Annotated in this window: 13 protein-coding genes and 4 pseudogenes; 12 read left to right on the forward strand and 5 right to left on the reverse strand. The window is 56.4% G+C overall.

Features of this window, described 5'->3' with window-relative positions; all coding sequences use genetic code 11:
* Positions 1-41: 41 nt before the first annotated feature.
* On the reverse strand, positions 42-1241 hold the full coding sequence (locus tag ACSZPU_RS16055; protein ID WP_499000702.1) for an L-talarate/galactarate dehydratase: 1200 nt from the start codon (positions 1239-1241) through the stop codon (positions 42-44).
* Between the two features lie 317 nt (positions 1242-1558).
* Here ACSZPU_RS16055 and ACSZPU_RS16060 point away from each other — a divergent pair, with 317 nt between their 5' ends.
* The 4 genes and pseudogenes from ACSZPU_RS16060 (at position 1559) to pptA (ending at position 4042) form a co-directional block, all read left to right on the forward strand.
* On the forward strand, positions 1559-2572 hold the full coding sequence (locus ACSZPU_RS16060) for a LacI family DNA-binding transcriptional regulator (RefSeq protein WP_499000703.1): 1014 nt from the start codon (positions 1559-1561) through the stop codon (positions 2570-2572).
* A 4-nt stretch (positions 2573-2576) separates the two neighbouring features.
* Positions 2577-3107 carry a P-loop NTPase family protein gene (locus tag ACSZPU_RS16065; RefSeq protein WP_499000706.1) on the forward strand — a complete coding sequence of 177 codons (531 nt, stop codon included), beginning with the start codon at positions 2577-2579 and terminating at the stop codon, positions 3105-3107.
* A gap of 32 nt (positions 3108-3139) precedes the next feature.
* Positions 3140-3756, forward strand: a pseudogene (locus tag ACSZPU_RS16070) (glutathione S-transferase family protein).
* 55 nt (positions 3757-3811) lie between these two features.
* Positions 3812-4042 carry a tautomerase PptA gene (gene pptA / locus ACSZPU_RS16075; protein ID WP_499000709.1) on the forward strand — a complete coding sequence of 77 codons (231 nt, stop codon included), beginning with the start codon at positions 3812-3814 and terminating at the stop codon, positions 4040-4042.
* A gap of 396 nt (positions 4043-4438) precedes the next feature.
* Here the strand turns inward: pptA and ACSZPU_RS16080 are convergent.
* Positions 4439-4990: pseudogene (locus ACSZPU_RS16080) on the reverse strand (carbohydrate porin); the annotation flags it as partial.
* On the opposite strand from ACSZPU_RS16080, the pseudogene ACSZPU_RS16085 reads away from it, so the two are divergent.
* The 3 genes and pseudogenes from ACSZPU_RS16085 to ACSZPU_RS16095 all read left to right on the forward strand — a co-directional run.
* Positions 4986-5309 (forward strand): annotated as a pseudogene (locus tag ACSZPU_RS16085) (helix-turn-helix domain-containing protein); the annotation flags it as partial. The pseudogenes ACSZPU_RS16080 and ACSZPU_RS16085 sit on opposite strands and share 5 nt — an antisense overlap.
* Positions 5310-5649: 340 nt before the next feature.
* Positions 5650-6717 (forward strand): tartrate dehydrogenase, encoded by a 1068-nt coding sequence (locus ACSZPU_RS16090; protein WP_499000711.1) that lies wholly within the window; start codon positions 5650-5652, stop codon positions 6715-6717.
* Positions 6718-6726: 9 nt separating this feature from the next.
* Entirely contained in the window at positions 6727-6930 is a 204-nt protein-coding gene (locus ACSZPU_RS16095) for a hypothetical protein (RefSeq protein WP_499000714.1), read from the forward strand.
* A gap of 39 nt (positions 6931-6969) precedes the next feature.
* Here the strand turns inward: ACSZPU_RS16095 and ACSZPU_RS16100 are convergent, their stop codons facing one another.
* On the reverse strand, positions 6970-7542 hold the full coding sequence (locus ACSZPU_RS16100; RefSeq protein WP_499000717.1) for a flavin reductase family protein: 573 nt from the start codon (positions 7540-7542) through the stop codon (positions 6970-6972).
* 195 nt (positions 7543-7737) lie between these two features.
* Between ACSZPU_RS16100 and ACSZPU_RS16105 the strand changes: the two genes are divergently transcribed.
* A complete protein-coding gene (locus tag ACSZPU_RS16105; protein WP_499000720.1) occupies positions 7738-8832 on the forward strand; it encodes a malate/lactate/ureidoglycolate dehydrogenase in 1095 nt (364 codons plus the stop codon).
* Between the two features lie 36 nt (positions 8833-8868).
* On the opposite strand, the gene ACSZPU_RS16110 is transcribed toward ACSZPU_RS16105, so the two are convergent.
* Positions 8869-10668, reverse strand: a complete 1800-nt coding sequence (locus tag ACSZPU_RS16110) for a GGDEF domain-containing protein (RefSeq protein WP_499000722.1) — start codon at positions 10666-10668, stop codon at positions 8869-8871.
* A 243-nt stretch (positions 10669-10911) separates the two neighbouring features.
* On the opposite strand from ACSZPU_RS16110, the pseudogene ACSZPU_RS16115 reads away from it, so the two are divergent.
* The 4 genes and pseudogenes from ACSZPU_RS16115 (at position 10912) to nhoA (ending at position 15189) form a co-directional block, all read left to right on the forward strand.
* A pseudogene (locus ACSZPU_RS16115) lies at positions 10912-11613 on the forward strand (ABC transporter ATP-binding protein).
* Entirely contained in the window at positions 11610-12572 is a 963-nt protein-coding gene (locus ACSZPU_RS16120; RefSeq protein ID WP_499000724.1) for an ABC transporter substrate-binding protein, read from the forward strand. Before ACSZPU_RS16115 ends, ACSZPU_RS16120 begins: the two are co-directional and overlap by 4 nt.
* Before the next feature lie 42 nt (positions 12573-12614).
* Complete coding sequence (locus ACSZPU_RS16125) at positions 12615-14270, forward strand: ABC transporter permease (RefSeq protein ID WP_499000727.1); 1656 nt, start codon at positions 12615-12617, stop codon at positions 14268-14270.
* Between the two features lie 76 nt (positions 14271-14346).
* Complete coding sequence (gene nhoA, locus ACSZPU_RS16130) at positions 14347-15189, forward strand: N-hydroxyarylamine O-acetyltransferase (protein WP_499000729.1); 843 nt, start codon at positions 14347-14349, stop codon at positions 15187-15189.
* Here nhoA and ACSZPU_RS16135 read toward each other — a convergent pair.
* Positions 15171-15761 (reverse strand): TetR family transcriptional regulator, encoded by a 591-nt coding sequence (locus ACSZPU_RS16135; RefSeq protein WP_499000732.1) that lies wholly within the window; start codon positions 15759-15761, stop codon positions 15171-15173. The two genes, nhoA and ACSZPU_RS16135, sit on opposite strands and share 19 nt — an antisense overlap.
* Between the last annotated feature and the right edge of the window lie 65 nt (positions 15762-15826).

Consider the following 15826-nt stretch of genomic DNA (forward strand, 5'->3'; position numbering starts at 1 on the left):
GGGCATCGTGAAAAGTCTATGTCAAAGAAAGGGTTATGTTCTCATAATTGACGATTAAATCGCACCTTCCTTAACTGGGTCCAAGCACGCGCTTGTTCGCTGATGCTAAAGCCCAGACCATGACGGTCGGAAACGTACATACGGCCATCACGCAGTTCCAGCTGTTCGTTAAACAGCGGGTTCAGCCATTCGAAGTGCTCTAGCCACGGCTCCAGTGGGTAAGCGGCAGACAGGTGCAGGTGGACTTCCATCGCAAAGTGCGGGGCCAGTTTACGGCCATGTTTCGCCGCCAGATCCATAATTTTCAGGAACGGGGAGATACCGCCTACGCGCGGGGCATCCGGCTGAACGAAGTCGCTGGCGTTACCCAGGATCAGCTGTTCGTGTTCGCGGAAGCTGGTCAGCATTTCGCCGGTTGCAATCGGCGTATCCAGTGCGGCGGCCAGCTGTGCGTGACCTTCCACGTCGTAGGCGTCCAGTGGCTCTTCAATCCAGATCAGATTGAACTGCTCCATTTTACGGCCCATACGGATGGCGGTTTCGCGGTCCCATTGCTGGTTTGCGTCAACCATCAGCGGGAAATCATCGCCCAGCGCTTCACGCACGGCGGTCAAACGGCGGATATCTTCTTTGGTGTCCGGCTGGCCAACTTTCAGTTTGATACCACCGATGCCGTTTTCTCGGGAGATCACCACATTTTTCAGCACCTGATCCAGCGGAGTGTGCAGGAAGCCGCCGGAGGTGTTGTAGCACTGTACGGAATCGCGGTGCGCGCCGAGCAGTTTTGCCAGCGGCAGACCTGCGCGTTTTGCTTTCATATCCCACAGCGCGATATCGATAGGGGAGATAGCCTGAACGGCCATGCCGCTACGGCCAACGGATGCGCCTGCCCACAGCAGTTTGCTGTAAATTTTGTCGATGTCGTTCGGGTCTTCACCCAGCAGGTTATCGGCAATTTCTTTTGCGTGGGCGTAGATGCCCTGGCCGCCTGCACGTTTGGAGTAGCTAAAGCCGACACCTTCGAAACCGTCACGGCTGCGAATTTCCGCAATGATAATGGCGACTTCGGTCAGCGGCTTCTGGCGACCGGTCAGCACTTTTGCATCACTTACGGGGGTCGCCAGCGGCAGGAACGCGAGGGAGAGTTTTACCCACTCGATACGATCGCCAGTTTCGGCGGCAGTTTTCACACCCTGCGCTTTGGCATAGGTTACGGCAGCGGAATTCGCACTTACAGTCATGATTAAATCCTGTGAACGATAATAATGTTTGCGCTAACATTTTTAATTCAGTTGAGAATACGCCGCCAGCGATTTGCCGTCAATATGTACAAGTGATCACAATAAAGAACTTTGAATGGCGCTATTTTGTGACCTTAATCACATTCCGGAATTGTTTGTGTTTTTGCCAGAATTGAAATGATAGCGATAACATTTAATAACAGAGTGAAATCTAACTTACTGATTTTAAACGTTCAGTATAATGAGACGTGGTAAGCGAATTAATCTAACAAATCGCTTATAATCTCTGTCACAAAAATAAGCCGTTGTGAGTTCACATGTCGAAAACCTCTCGTCCCACGCCGCCACGCGCACCCACATTAGAAGATGTCGCCCGCGCGGCGGGGTTATCCTCAATGACCGTCAGCCGGGCGTTGAATACGCCACAGCTGGTGCGCCCGAAAACCGTAGAAAAAGTACTGGCGGCGGTCAAAGCCACCGGTTATATCCCCAATGCGCTGGCAGGCGGGCTGGCATCCCGGCGCAGTAAACTGATTGCCGTTGTGGTTCCGCAAATCAATAACAGCATGTTCGTCGATACCATTCAGTCGATCAGCGATGAACTGGCGGCACGCGGTTATCACATGCTGCTGTGCGTGGCGGGTTACACCCAACAAACGGAAGCAGAGCTGGTGGCTACGCTGCTGTCGCGCCGCCCGGACGGTATCGTGCTGACAGGGATTCACCACTCCACAGAATTAAAGCGCGTGATCCTCAATGCCAGCGTCCCGGTGGTGGAAATCTGGGATCTCACGCCCACGCCGCTGGATATGCTGGTGGGCTTTTCCCATGAAAAAGTAGGGGAGGCGGCGGCAGACTATTTGCTGCGTAAAGGCTACAAACGCCCGGGCCTGCTGTGGACGGTGGATAACCGCGCGGCGCTGCGTAAAAGCGGCCTGTGCGATGCGTTGGCCCGCAATGGCATCAGCGACCCCACTTTTGTGGATGTCGCGCTTCCGGCGCGGTTTGCCTCAGGGCGGCAGGGGCTTCGCGACCTGCTGAAAAAGGGCAGCTTTGATGTGATTGTCTGCAGTTCGGACACCCTCGCGCAGGGGGCAATTGTCGAAGCCCAGGCCAGCGGATTGCGCGTACCGCAGGATTTAGCCGTCATCGGTTTTGGCGATCTCGATTTTGCCGCCGATACGAACCCTTCGATTACCACGATCAGCGTCGACCGACAGGTTATCGGCCAGCGTGCCGCGACGCTGCTGGCAGACCGTATCGAAGGGCTCGATCCGGAAGAAGCGATTGTCGATATCGGTTTTCATTTTGTCGAAAGGGATTCCGCGTAAGGATATGAAAATCAATGTTATTGGCACCAGTGGCAGCGGGAAAAGTACGTTATCCCGGCGCCTGGCCGCACAGCTGGATGTGCCCTATATCGAAATGGACCGGCTTTACTGGCTGCCCGAGTGGCAAGGGCGCAGCGATGAGGCCTTTTATGCGCTGTTAGCAGAGGCGTTGCATGCCACGCCGGGCTGGGTGCTGGACGGTAATTACAACCGATCGCGGTCGATCAAATGGCAGGATGTCGATCTGGTTATCTGGGTGGATTACGGTTTCTGGCGGACACTGCGCCAGGCGGTTGTTCGGGTGATTCGCCGGGCATGGCAGGGAAAAGAGCTTTGGCCTGGTACCGGCAATACGGAGAGTTTTCGCCGCGCTTTCTTTAGCCGCGAATCTATCCTCATCTGGACACTTAAAACCTGGCGCCATAACCGGGTGCGTTACGCTGCCGATATGGCCAACCCGCAGTATCAACATATTCGCTTTGTGCGCCTCACCAGCCCGCAGCAGGTTGACACCTTTCTTGCCAGTTTGACGTAGACTTACTGTTCACTCGCAAAAAAGGAGGTCGTATGATCACCGTTTATGGCGCGCCCGGCTGGGGTTCAGCCATCAGTGAACTAATGCTTACGCTGGCAGATATTCCTTATCAGTTTGAGAATGTTGAGGGATTTGATTCGCCGGGGCATCGCCAGGAAAACTGCTGAAAATCAATCCTCTGTGTCAGGTACCGACACTGCAACTGGACGATGGCAGCATCATGACCGAATCGGCGGCCATCGCCTTAATGATCCTCGATAAACATCCGCAACTGGCTCCGCCACATGATTCGCCTGAACGCAATCAGTTCTGGCGGCTGCTGGTCTGGCTGGTTGCCAATGTTTACCCGACATTCACCTACGCCGATTATCCCGAACGTTTTGTGCCGGATGCGCCAGAACAGCTGCGCGAACACTGCATGGCGTACCGTAAATCGCTTTATGTCTGGCTGGATCAGCAGCTAAAAGCCACGCCGTACGCGTTTGGCGAACAGTTGACGCTGCTGGATATCTATCTCTGCGTGATGAGAACCTGGGGGCCACGGCATGCCTGGTTTAAGGAGAGCACGCCGAACATCAGCGCGATTGCCGATGCGGTCTGCGCAGTGCCAGCGCTGCAATCCGTTTTGCGCCGTAACGACATTATTTGATAACTGACGTTTTTTCAGTGTGGTAGCTTGATAGTCCCATAACAAGGAGCACACCATGCCACACATTGATATCAAATGTTTTCCCCGTGATTTGAACGATGAGCAAAAAACCGCGCTGGCGGCCGATATCGCCGATGTGATCATCCGTCATTTAAGCAGTAAAGACAGTTCAATCAGCGTTGCGCTAACGCAGGTCGACCCGGACGCGTGGAAAAGCGAAGTATGGGATACGCAAATCGCGCCGCAGATGGACTCGCTCATCAAGAAGCCGGGTTACAACATGTAATGGCTTGAGGGGAAATGTCTGCGCAATCTTTTCCCCTCACCCCAAGACTCTCTCCAAAGGGTGAGGGATCTCCACAAAAAATGCGAGCACGTTCGGTTCCCTCTCCCTGAGGGGAGGGCCAGGGTGAGGGGGGAAAATGCGGCTCTGGTGCTCATTCCGTTCACCTTATGTTCCTTGCTTTTCTATAGCGCCAGAACCCGTGAACGTGCCAGGGTGGCTCATCGCCACCACCCTGGCGACCCGGGCTCCCGGCCAGGAAAATCGCCGCTGGCGCGGTCCAGGATGCTTATGTCGTCTGACTTTCGGGTCGGGGACCAGCCTACGTCTTTGTAGGCTATCCCCTCCGCCCCAAAGGAGCGAGGGGTTAACCGGCGGGCACGGTGCCCGCCCTCGCTATCAGAACCAAATCTCCGTTTGTACGCCGAAATTCCAGGTCCCGCCCGCCGTAAAGCCTTTGCTACCAAAATCATCGTTCACCGCATAGCGGTCGAGCGCTTTATCCCAGTTCATTCAGGTCGCAAAGAAGCGGATTTCCGGACGCGCTTTGATATCGAAAATATCACCGACTTTAAACGTCGGCGAGAAGGTCAGCTTGTAGAAGTCGCCTTTCACTTTCTGGTAGCTGTACAGCGTACCATCAGAGCGGTAGGTGCGCCCGTTCGGGTCGAGGTCCATGTACTGCCACGATGCCTCATAGAGCAGGGCGAAGTTGCGGGTAATGGCCTGCGACGCGCGCAGGTTGAAAGATACCCGGTCATAACGGTCGCCGTCACGATAGCGATCTTCGCTGTGTTGAGCGATGACCGACGGGGCGATTTCCCAGTTTTTAGCCACCGGTAAAATTCCGTACGATGCAAAACGCAGCGAGGTGGCATTGTCCGTTAGATCGCCATCGCTACCCGGCTGACGCGCCTCTGCGCCCAGGCCGCCGCCGTACTGCAATAAGCTGCATAAGCTGCTGCATTATTTACAGGAAAACTGCTTTCAGGAGCATGACTGGACGTTACTGGCTGAGCAGTTTCATTTGACCAGCCGGACGGCATTTCGCCATATCAAAGAGGCCACCGGGTTAACGCCCGATAGTTATATCAAGCGCCTACGGCTGGTATCCGCGCGGGTTAAATTACGCGAGACCGACACGACTATTACCGATATTGCTTATCTGTGCGGCTTCGCGAACAGCAACCATTTCACCACGTTGTACAAGAAAGTATTCGGTATTACGCCGAGTGCAGAGCGACGCCGGGTTTCGCGCGTCTGGTTTTGAGCCACAGCATAGTTTTCATTTCCTGCCTGCGCCCTCTGCGCGGGCTTTTTTTTTGCCTCAACCCTCGTAGTGTCTGATCCGCCACTTGTATCTGGATTGTTGCATTTATTTGTATAAAACGGTTGCGAATGATCGGAAAAGGATTCTCTGCATACTCGTAAGAACAGTCCCACGAGGCTGATTGGCTTAATCAAAGAGCACACCGGCAGTCTATTTCGTCGCCAGCGCTGCTGGTGCTCTTGTCACTGATCGTATTGCTGCTGTCAGCCATGGCGCGTAAAGCCTCAGCCAATAGTGCACTCGCTCAACCCAAAATCCAGTAAATCCAGAAGGAAAGAACATGAAAACGTATTCAATCGCTGCTATCCCTGCTGACGGTATTGGCCCGGAAGTGATCTCTGCCGGAGTTAATGTGCTCCAGGCGCTGGCGAAGCGTCAGGGCGATATCGCGTTCGACGTACAGACCTTTGAATGGGGCTCCGATTACTACAAAGCGCACGGCGGGATGATGCCGGAAGACGGTCTTGCACAACTGAAAAACTTCGATGCGATCTACTTTGGTGCCGTGGGAGCGCCGGATGTGCCAGACCATATCACCCTGTGGGGGCTGCGTCTGCCGATCTGCCAGGGCTTTGACCAGTACGCCAACGTGCGCCCAACAAAAATTCTGCCGGGGATCCAGTCTCCGCTACGCAAAGCCGGACCGGGTACGCTGGATTGGGTGATTGTGCGTGAGAACTCCGAAGGGGAATATTCCGGTCACGGTGGACGCGCCCACAAAGGTCTGCCGGAAGAGGTCGGGACCGAGGTGGCGATTTTCACCCGCACTGGCGTGACCCGCATCATGCGCTATGCCTTTAAGCTGGCCCAGTCTCGCCCACGCAAACTGCTGACGGTGGTGACAAAATCCAACGCCCAGCGTCACGGTATGGTGATGTGGGATGAAATCGCTGCCGAAGTGGCGCGGGAATTCCCGGACGTGAGCTGGGATAAAATGCTGGTCGATGCGATGACCGTGCGCATGACCCTGCATCCGGAGTCGCTCGATACCATCGTTGCCACCAACCTGCATGCGGATATTCTCTCTGACCTCGCCGGCGCACTGGCCGGGAGTCTGGGCGTGGCACCGACCGGCAATATCGACCCGGAGCGCCGCTTCCCGTCGATGTTCGAGCCTATCCATGGTTCAGCGTTTGATATCACCGGCAAAGGGATCGCTAACCCTATCGCCAGCTTCTGGACCGCGGCGCAAATGCTGGATCATTTGGGCGAAAGTGGGGCAGCAGAGCGCCTGATGGCCGCTGTGGGGAAAGTTTCAGCAGCGGGCATTATGACCCCGGATGTCGGCGGCACGGCCAATACCCTGGACGTGACCAATGCGGTGATCCGCGCGATTATCGAAAGCTAAGGAGAACGGATGGCTACAACCTATGACAGCGCCCTGAAAGGGGCGCTTTATGAAATGTTCCATGCTATCCCCGGTGGCGCTGTGCTTACCGGGGCTACGGACGGTAGACCGGATAAGGCGCTTGCGCCGCATCCGGGAATTCTCTCCGGTGGCGCTGCGCTTACCGGGAATTCTCTCCGGTGGCGCTGCGCTTACCGGGGCTACGGACGGTAGACAGGATAAGACGCTTGCGCCGCATCCGGGAATTTCGGCTCACCCCGGGACTTTTATCGGCTTGCCGCTGGTGACGAAATTGCCGCCACCCAAATGGTGGATTGTATTTAACTGGTCATCATCAAACTGCCAGTGACCGTTGCTAAAGGCGCGCTCATCTGCCGCCGCAGAGACCACCTCGCCAAACAGGGTGTCATACTTTTCCAGCGCGGCCGTCGGCGGTAACAGGCGGCACTCCATCCACGCCAGGCATTTCTCTTCCACCACTGGTAGCCCGAGCACCGGGCCAGCGAAGGCCGGAATGCCGTAACAGTTGAACTTATCCTCATCGCGCCCGGTGACACTGCCGACCGCATAGGTCCAGCGGCTGGCTGCCACGCCCGGCACCACGATGCCGAACATACCGCTGCGCTCTATCAGCTCACGCGACCAGGCGCTTTTATCCACCACGATGGCAATACGGGCGGGGGAAAATTCAACGGGCATTGACCATGCCGCTGCCATCACATTGCGACGGTCGATACTTTCATCTCGGCTGGTAATCAGGATTGTCGGGCCGTGATTTAGCAAGCGACTGGCGTGATCCAGCGCCACCGGGCGGAAAAAACTCATAAGCCACTCCTTCATTCTGTCAGTGCTGGAATTAAAGCACAGAAGCCCGGCACCCACACCGCGCATTGTGTGTTTATCCCGCGCAGAAACAATCTTCAGGCCATTATTCTCTGTGCCGCCTGGTCTGTTGACCTTCGCCGGGTGCGGATGCAGCATGGAAATGCAGACAACAACACAATAAATGGAGAATTATCAATGGATACAGGGCTTCGTCTTCATCCCCAGCACTTACAGCACTTCGTCGAAAACATCCTGCACTATGCGGGCAGCGAGCCGCAGGAAGCGCGCCTGGTAGCGGAACATTTGCTTGCCGCGAACCTTGCCGGACACGATTCCCACGGCGTCGGGATGATTCCGAGCTATGTCCGCTCCCTTGAGCAGGGCTATTTGCAACTCAACCGCCATGCCAGCGTCGTGAAGGATATGGGGGCGGTGGTGACGCTGAACGGCAATCAGGCGTTTGGCCAGGTCGCCGCGCATGAAGCGATTACGTTGGGTATTGAAAAAGCCCGACAACACGGGCTCGCTGCTGTTGGCCTGCACAATTCCCACCATATCGGCCGCATTGGCTACTGGGCGGAACAGTGTGCTGCCGCCGGATTTATCTCTATCCATTTTGTGAATGTGGTGGGCGATCCGATGGTGGCTCCCTTTGGTGGAAAAGACAGCCGATTCGGGACCAATCCGTTCTGCGTGGTTTTCCCGCGCGAAGGGCAACCCCCGCTGCTGCTGGACTACGCGACCAGCGCCATTGCGTTCGGTAAAACCCGGGTGGCCTTCCATAAAGGCGAACCGGTGCCAGATGGGTGCCTGATCGATGCCGAAGGTCTCCCCACCAACGATCCGGCGGTGATGCACCGTTCGCCGCTGGGGGCGCTGGTGACCTTTGCCCAGCATAAAGGGTATGCGCTGGCGGCACTGTGTGAAATCATGGGTGGTGCGTTATCCGGTGGGCAAACGACCCATCATGATTCGTTGCAGGCCAGCGTCGATGCCATTTTCAACTGTATGACCACTATCATTTTAAACCCCGAAATGTTTGCCGCACCGGATATGCAGCAGCAAACACAGGCCTTTGTTGAGTGGGTGAAACAGTCGCCGCACAGCGGTGACGAGCCGATTCTGGTGCCAGGAGAGTGGGAAGTGAACAACCGCCGCCAGCGCCAGGCGCAGGGGATTCCGTTAGATCCGGGGAGCTGGCAGGGGATTTGTGCGGCGGCCGTGCGCGCCGGAATGCCGCAGGAAGAGGCCGATCGTCTGCGGGTCGAGTGTGAACAAGTGACAGTGTAACGAAATGGCTGTGCACGGTACTGCGCAGCCGTCTCATTAAGGAGAAACGCGCGCCTGTGGGGCGTTTGCGCTGCGGGCAACCACAATCTGTCCGCGCCCCTGTTCTTTGGCGATATAGAGTGCCAGATCCGCTGCACGGATCAGGTTCGTTGCCCGCGCATGCTGCGGCCAGGTGGCCAGGCCGATAGAAATCGACACCTGGCCGATATCGTGCGATTCGTAGAATATGTGGTGCTCCAGCACGTTATGCAGCAACAGTTCTGCCAGTTTTCTGGCATCGGCTTCGGTGGTGTCTGGTAACATCACCAAAAACTCCTCGCCGCCATAGCGGAAGGCCACGCCGTTCTCTCCCAGCGTTTCCTGCATCAAACGCGCAATTTCACGCAGCACTTTATCGCCCGCTTCGTGCCCGTGGCTGTCGTTGAGCTTTTTAAAATAGTCGATGTCAATCATCAGGCAGCTCAGGCAGGTTCCATTGGCCATCGACTGATCAATCAGAGTGCGTAATGTCTCTTCCAGATTGTGGCGGTTACGCAGTCCGGTCAGCGAGTCAATCGTAGCTTTCTCCGTCAGCGTGTCGCGCAAAATCTGGTTTGCCAGCGCCAGTGCAATGGTTTCGGCCATCAGTTCCAGGTAGGCGTAGGGAGGCTCTTTATTCTGATCGTTATCGAAAGTGAGCAAGCCGATAATTTTGTTCTGCGCAATCAGCGGCACGCAGATGGCCCGCGAGGCGATCTCCGGCATGATATGTTCACAGGGCATGTCCACCGCATCGCGCGACGGGCAGTGCAGTTGCCCACGTTTCAACGCCCAGCAGGCATCGGGGGTAAAGGGAGCATCTTCACCGGGTGGCAACAGCCAGCGGGTGACGCATTTCATGCGGTTGGTGCGGGCATCCAGAATGTAGAGTCGCCCGCCCATATCCGGAATGATTTTCGGCGCGAAACGGCCGACGACGCGAATAATGCCACCGTGGGTATCGCAGCCCTGCAGGCGCTGTGTCATCCGTACAAGCAATGTACGTGACGCCCACTCGGCATCGCGCTCCTGTTCCAGCCTCTGGCGGACCAGCCCATTCTCACGAAAGATATGGATCGCCTGCGCCATATCACCAATTTCATCCACCTGCGCCAGTACCGGTGTTTCCACGGCGTAATCCTGGGTCGCCAGGCGGTTAACCACATCGCTCAGAGTGACCACCGGGCGCAAAATACGGTGTTTGATAATAAAGCCGAGGACAAACAAGAAAAGCAGGGCGGTAATACCGACCATCACCTCAGAAATCGTCCGCAGGCGCTGGGATAACTCCGTGGCTTGCGCAATGGCGTCTTGTGTTCGCTGGTCCGATAAACTGCGGAAATGGGAGAAGCGGTATTCAGCCTGATCGAGCTGGTCTTCATAGAGCTGACCAAACATGATGTTCATACCATCATTTGCATTGCCCGCTTCAATAGCCGTAACGGCGGCCCGCTGTTCGTCTTCAAGTTGATCCAGTACTTTCAACCCATCTCTGAGGATCAATATCTCCTCAGCGGTCGCCCCCTGATCATGCAGGCCCAGAAGATGATTTTCGAACTGAACATCCTGCTCCAGCATCTGCCGCCAGGCTTTGATATTGTCCGGCTGACGTTTCACTACCGCCTCGCGTGCCAGATCGCTCTGGGCAAAGGCATCGCGTTCAAGGTCATCGGTCAGCGCATCGAACACGCGACTCTGGGCGACGGCCTGGCGTTCGGCCCGGTCAGCATTGGACGCCGTAAAGAGTGCAACGCCGGAAGAGAGCGTCAAAACGACGGTGGCGATATAAGCAAAATTCGTGATCGTTGCGATACGCACATAATCACCTTTTAGGTGTAAGGAAAATAAGGAGAGATCATCTAAGCGTTTACCACTCTTCTTTATAAATCAAGATGCAACACTCTCGTAATTTATCCGTCACATTTCCTGCCTATAGTCAGCGGCATCAAATCCCGAAGAGGATAACAATATGTTTGCTCCCCTGACGTTCGTGCAGGTGGACGCGGCCCGTTGGATGAAGACCACGGGTATTAGACGCTTTCTCATTGTGGGAGAGTGCTAATGGACGCGTTCACAGAAATCCGCCTGAAAGGTGTGTCGTATGCCTTTGGCAGCAACACTGTTCTTAATCAGATCGATCTCCATATTCCCGCAGGCACCATTGTGGCGTTGCTCGGCCCTTCAGGCTGCGGCAAAAGTACGCTGCTGCGTTTGCTTGCCGGATTAACACAACCCGCTGACGGCACCATTACCTTCGGTTCGCGCCTGGTGGCGAAAGCCGGATGGGCCATGCCGCCGGAGTCCCGCGATATCGGCATGGTCTTCCAGGACTATGCGCTCTGGCCGCATATGACGGTGGAAGAGAATGTCGCCTTCCCGTTAAAGATGCGCAATGTGCCACGTGCTGAGCGCGAAACCCGCGTCACCTAGGCGCTGGCGCGTGTTGGTCTTGGCGAGTTTGCCAGCCGCAAGCCTTCCGGTCTCTCCGGTGGTCAGCAGCAGCGTGTGGCACTGGCCCGCGCCATTGTCGCTGAACCGCGCGTGTTGTTGTTCGATGAACCCCTTTCCAACCTCGACAGCGAGCTGCGTGAATCCTTGTGCCGCGATATGGCCACATTGCTTCGCCAGCCTGGCATCACAGCGGTGTATGTGACCCATGACCGCCGGGAAGCCGAGATCCTCGCTGACCGTATTGTTCATCTGTCTGCCGGTCGCGTAGACGCTATTCGTTCTGTTACATCATCCTCAGGGGAAATTGCATGAAAATGTCAGTGAAACAAGGAGTTGCGTTAGCTATGGTGTTATCGTCCGCTATGATGTCCAGCGCCCATGCGCTCACCGTTTATACCGCCGGTCCGGGCTCGCTGGCTAAAGGTCTTGCCAGCGGTTTTGAGAAAAAAACCGGGGTGAAAGTGGATATTTTCCAGGCGACCACCGGGAAAGTCATGGCACGTCTTGAAGCTGAACAGGCCAACCCGCAGGCGGATATCCTGATTTCCGCTTCCTGGGATACGGCAGAAGATCTGCACAATCGTGGCTGGCTGCTGCCGTACCAGAGCGCCAACGCCAGTAAAGTGCCGGATATGCTGAAAAGCGCAGACTTTGTTGCCCAGGGCGTTTCCGCGCTGGGTATCGTCTGGAATACCAAGAGTGGTACGCCAGAGCCGAAAGAGTGGAAGGATCTGACCTCCGCTGACTTTAAAGACAAAGTGACCACGCCGGACCCGGCGCTGTCAGGTGCCTCTTTGGATCTGCTGATTGGTCTGCAAAACGGCATGGGCGATAACGCCTGGAAGCTGTTTGATGAACTCAAGAAAAACGGCATGGTCGTCAGCGGCCCGAACGCCCAGGCCGTTACTCCGGTGATGCAAGGGGCGAAAGCAGCAGTGTTTGGCGCGGTTGACTATGTCACCTACGGCAACATTGAGCAGGGCGAATCGCTGAAGGTGATTTTCCCGGCCAGCGGCACAGTCATTGCGCCGCGCCCGATGATGATCCTCAAATCCACGCAGCATGAAGCCGACGCCAAAGCGTTTGTCGATTATGTGCTGTCGCCGGAAGGGCAGAAACTGGTCGCCGATGCCTGGCTGATGCCAGCCCGTACCGACGTACAGGCAAAACGCCCGCTGTTCACCGAGCTGAAAGTCCTGCCGACGAAAAACGACGGCACCAGCGAGCGCGGCGATGTGCTCAAGCGTTTCAACGCACTCTTCGCTCAGTAATCATCACCCGACGGGGGCAACCCCGTCTTTTGGATACTCGCCGTGAACCAACGATTGATCTCGCTCACGACCGTAGCCGTTCTGGTGATTCTGGTCGCGTTGCTGCTGCTGTTTATTGTTCTGCAGGCCGTTTTCCCGCACTTTAGCGCAGGCTCCCTGCAGGGCGCGTTTTCCGGGTTAAGCCCGCTCTTTTCCGAACCCCAGCTCCCGGCAATGTTCGCCGGAACTTTGCAAATAGCCGCAGGTGTGGCGCTATTGAGCGCCTGTATTGGCCTGCCGCTGGGCGTGGCGCGGGGACTGTTTGATTTACCCTGTCCACGGCTGTGGGATCTGCTGTTTCTGATTCCGTTTCTGACGCCGCCATACATTGCCGCACTCTCCTGGATGCTGGTTCTGCAAACCAATGGTTATCTGGCTCAGTTGCTGGGGTTCGATCTTAATGCGCTGCTGTTTAGCAAAAGTGGGATCGTGCTGGTGATGACGCTGAATATCTTCCCGGTGGTCTACTTCGCCGTCTCCCGCAGCCTGCTTGCCAGCGGACAACGTCTGGCACTGGTCGCCCGCGTGCATGGTGCTACGCCACTGCGTGCTTTTTGGCATATCACGCTGCCCATGTTATCGCCTTCGCTGGCGGCGGGTATGCTGCTGGCCTTTACCCTCGCGATTGAAGAGTACGGTGTGCCTGCCGCACTGGGCACCCGTTCCGGCGTGGTGATGCTGACGGTGGGGATCGAGAAAAAACTGGCCGACTGGCCCATCGACCTGCCGGGTGCGTCAATGCTGTCGCTGATTCTGATCGTCATTGCGCTCAGTGCCTGGTGGCTACAGGGCAAGCTTACCGGCGGTAAAGATGTGACCAGTGTGACGGGTAAACCCACGGAAAATACCGGCGCGAAGCTGGGTATCGCTGGCGTGCCGGTGGTGCTGGCGATGGCGTTTATCGGCTTTCTGGCGGTGGTGGTACCGGGGCTGTCGATGGCCATTACCGGGGTGATGTCGACCCTGTCGGGTGGCTTATCCATGGCCAATGCCACAACTGCCCATTATGCCGCGCTCTTTGCGCAACAGGGGGATGCCCTCACCGCGTTGGGCACCAGTCTGTCGCTGGCCTTTGTGTCGGCACTGATTACCGGTTTTGTCGGGCTGCTTGCCGCCTGGCTTGTGGTGGTGCAGCGGATTAAAGGGCGTAGCGTTATCGATGCGCTGTCGCTGATGCCTGCGGCGCTGCCCGGCATTGTGGTGGGCGTCGGGCTGATTCTGCTATGGAACCGTACGTTCTGGCCCGTCTCACCGTACAACACCTGGGCGATTTTGCTGCTCTCATACTGCTGTTTGCTGCTGCCGTGGCCTGTTCGCTATGTCGGGAGCGCACTGCGTCAATTAGGCGGCAACCTGGAGCCCGCGGCCCGTGTTCACGGTGCCAGTGCCATGCAGGCGCTACGGTTTATTGTCCTGCCGCTGGTCTTTCCGGCCATGCTGGCGGCGATGCTGATGGTCTTTGCCATCGCCTCGCGTGAGCTGGTGACCTCGCTGCTGCTGGCACCCGCTGGCACGCAAACCGTCGCGGTGTTTATCTGGCGGCAGTTTGAGCAGGGATCCGTCGGGCAGGGAATGGCGATGGCGACGCTGACGCTGATTACCGGGCTGGCATTAATGCTCACCGCGCTGGCGATCATGCAGCGGGGCTCGCAACGATAAATGTCAGGGCACAAAATCGCCTGTGCCCTGAAAAAAATACGTTATAACTGAGGGACATCTATTGCAGGAGCTCTTTATGACCTCGTTTTTGGACGCCTATTTCGCCCGTATTCACTACACCGCTGTTCCTGACGTCAACCTGGACACATTGCGTACGCTACATTTGCTGCATAACGGCAGCATTCCGTTTGAAAATATTGAGGTCGTACTGCCCCGGGAAATCGAACTGAGCGATGAGGCCATCTTTAACAAACTGGTGCTGGCCCGTCGCGGCGGCTACTGCTTCGAGCAAAATGGCTTGTTTGAGCGCGTGCTGCGTGAAATCGGCTTTGAGGTGCGCAGCCTGTTAGGACGCGTGGTACTGTCAAATCCACCGCATATGCCGCCGCGTACCCATCGTGCGTTGCTGGTGACCTTAGGGGATGAGCAGTGGATTGCCGATGTGGGCTTTGGTGGACAAACGCTGACCGCGCCGGTGCGCCTGCAGGCCGATATTGAGCAGGAAACCCCACACGGACTGTACCGTTTGCAGCAGGCCGGGCCGGACTGGATTTTGCAATTCCGTCATCATGACCGCTGGCAGTCTGTCTATCAGTTTGAGATGGGCCAGCAGTATCAAGCCGACTTTGTGATGGGGAATTTCCACTCGGCGCACTGGCCGCAATCACACTTTCGCCATCACCTGCTGATGTGCCTGCATGAACCGGACGGCGGAAAACTGACGCTGACCAACTATCACTTTACCCACTGGAAAAATGGGCATGCGGTGGAAGAGAAGACGCTGCCGGATACCCCGGCGTTGTATGCAATCATGCAGCAGCGCTTTGGCCTGGGAATGCAGGATCCGCGCTATGGATTCAGCGTTGAGGAACTGGAAACAGTGATGTCACGTTTCGATCTTCACGGCGAAGGGGCGTAAAACAGCTCGCGGTAAATCATGGCATCCAGGTGTCGGTCGAACGCCACATCGTCGACATCTGGCATGCCCAGAACATAAATACCGTCCAGACCACACACCAGCGCGATCAAGCGCCAGGCGATGTTTTCCGTGGCGTCATTGCGGATAAATTCACCCGCCGTCACGCCCGCATTAATGATATCAACCACCTTTTCGTGCCACATTTCCATGGTCAGCACGTATGCTCCTTTCAGCTCGGACTCTTTGCTCGCCAGCAGCTGTGCCTCGCGCCACAGGTGAATGTAGGGATCAATGCCGCCTTCGTTACTGCCGAGCATGGCATGCAATCGCTCGCGCCAGTTGGCTGATTTAGGCAGTAAATCCACATCCAGCAATTCCCCGATCACGCGGACAAACGCCTGTGCTTTCAGATCCGCACCGGAGGTAAAGTGATGGTGAACCAGGCCCGTCGCAACACCCGCCTCGTGCGCTATCCGCCGCACGGTCATCCCGGCAAAGCCGTCGCTGAGCGCCACGCGCATTGCTGCCTGCAGGATCAGTTCCCGCCGCTCATCCCGATTCAAATAGCTCATATGCCACCCCTAAACGTGAATGAAACGGAGTCTAACAAAAAGCTGGACAGCCGTTCAACTTTCCG

The organism is Phytobacter sp. V69 (assembly GCF_965644215.1).
In the GTDB taxonomy this organism is placed as follows: Bacteria; Pseudomonadota; Gammaproteobacteria; order Enterobacterales; family Enterobacteriaceae; genus Phytobacter.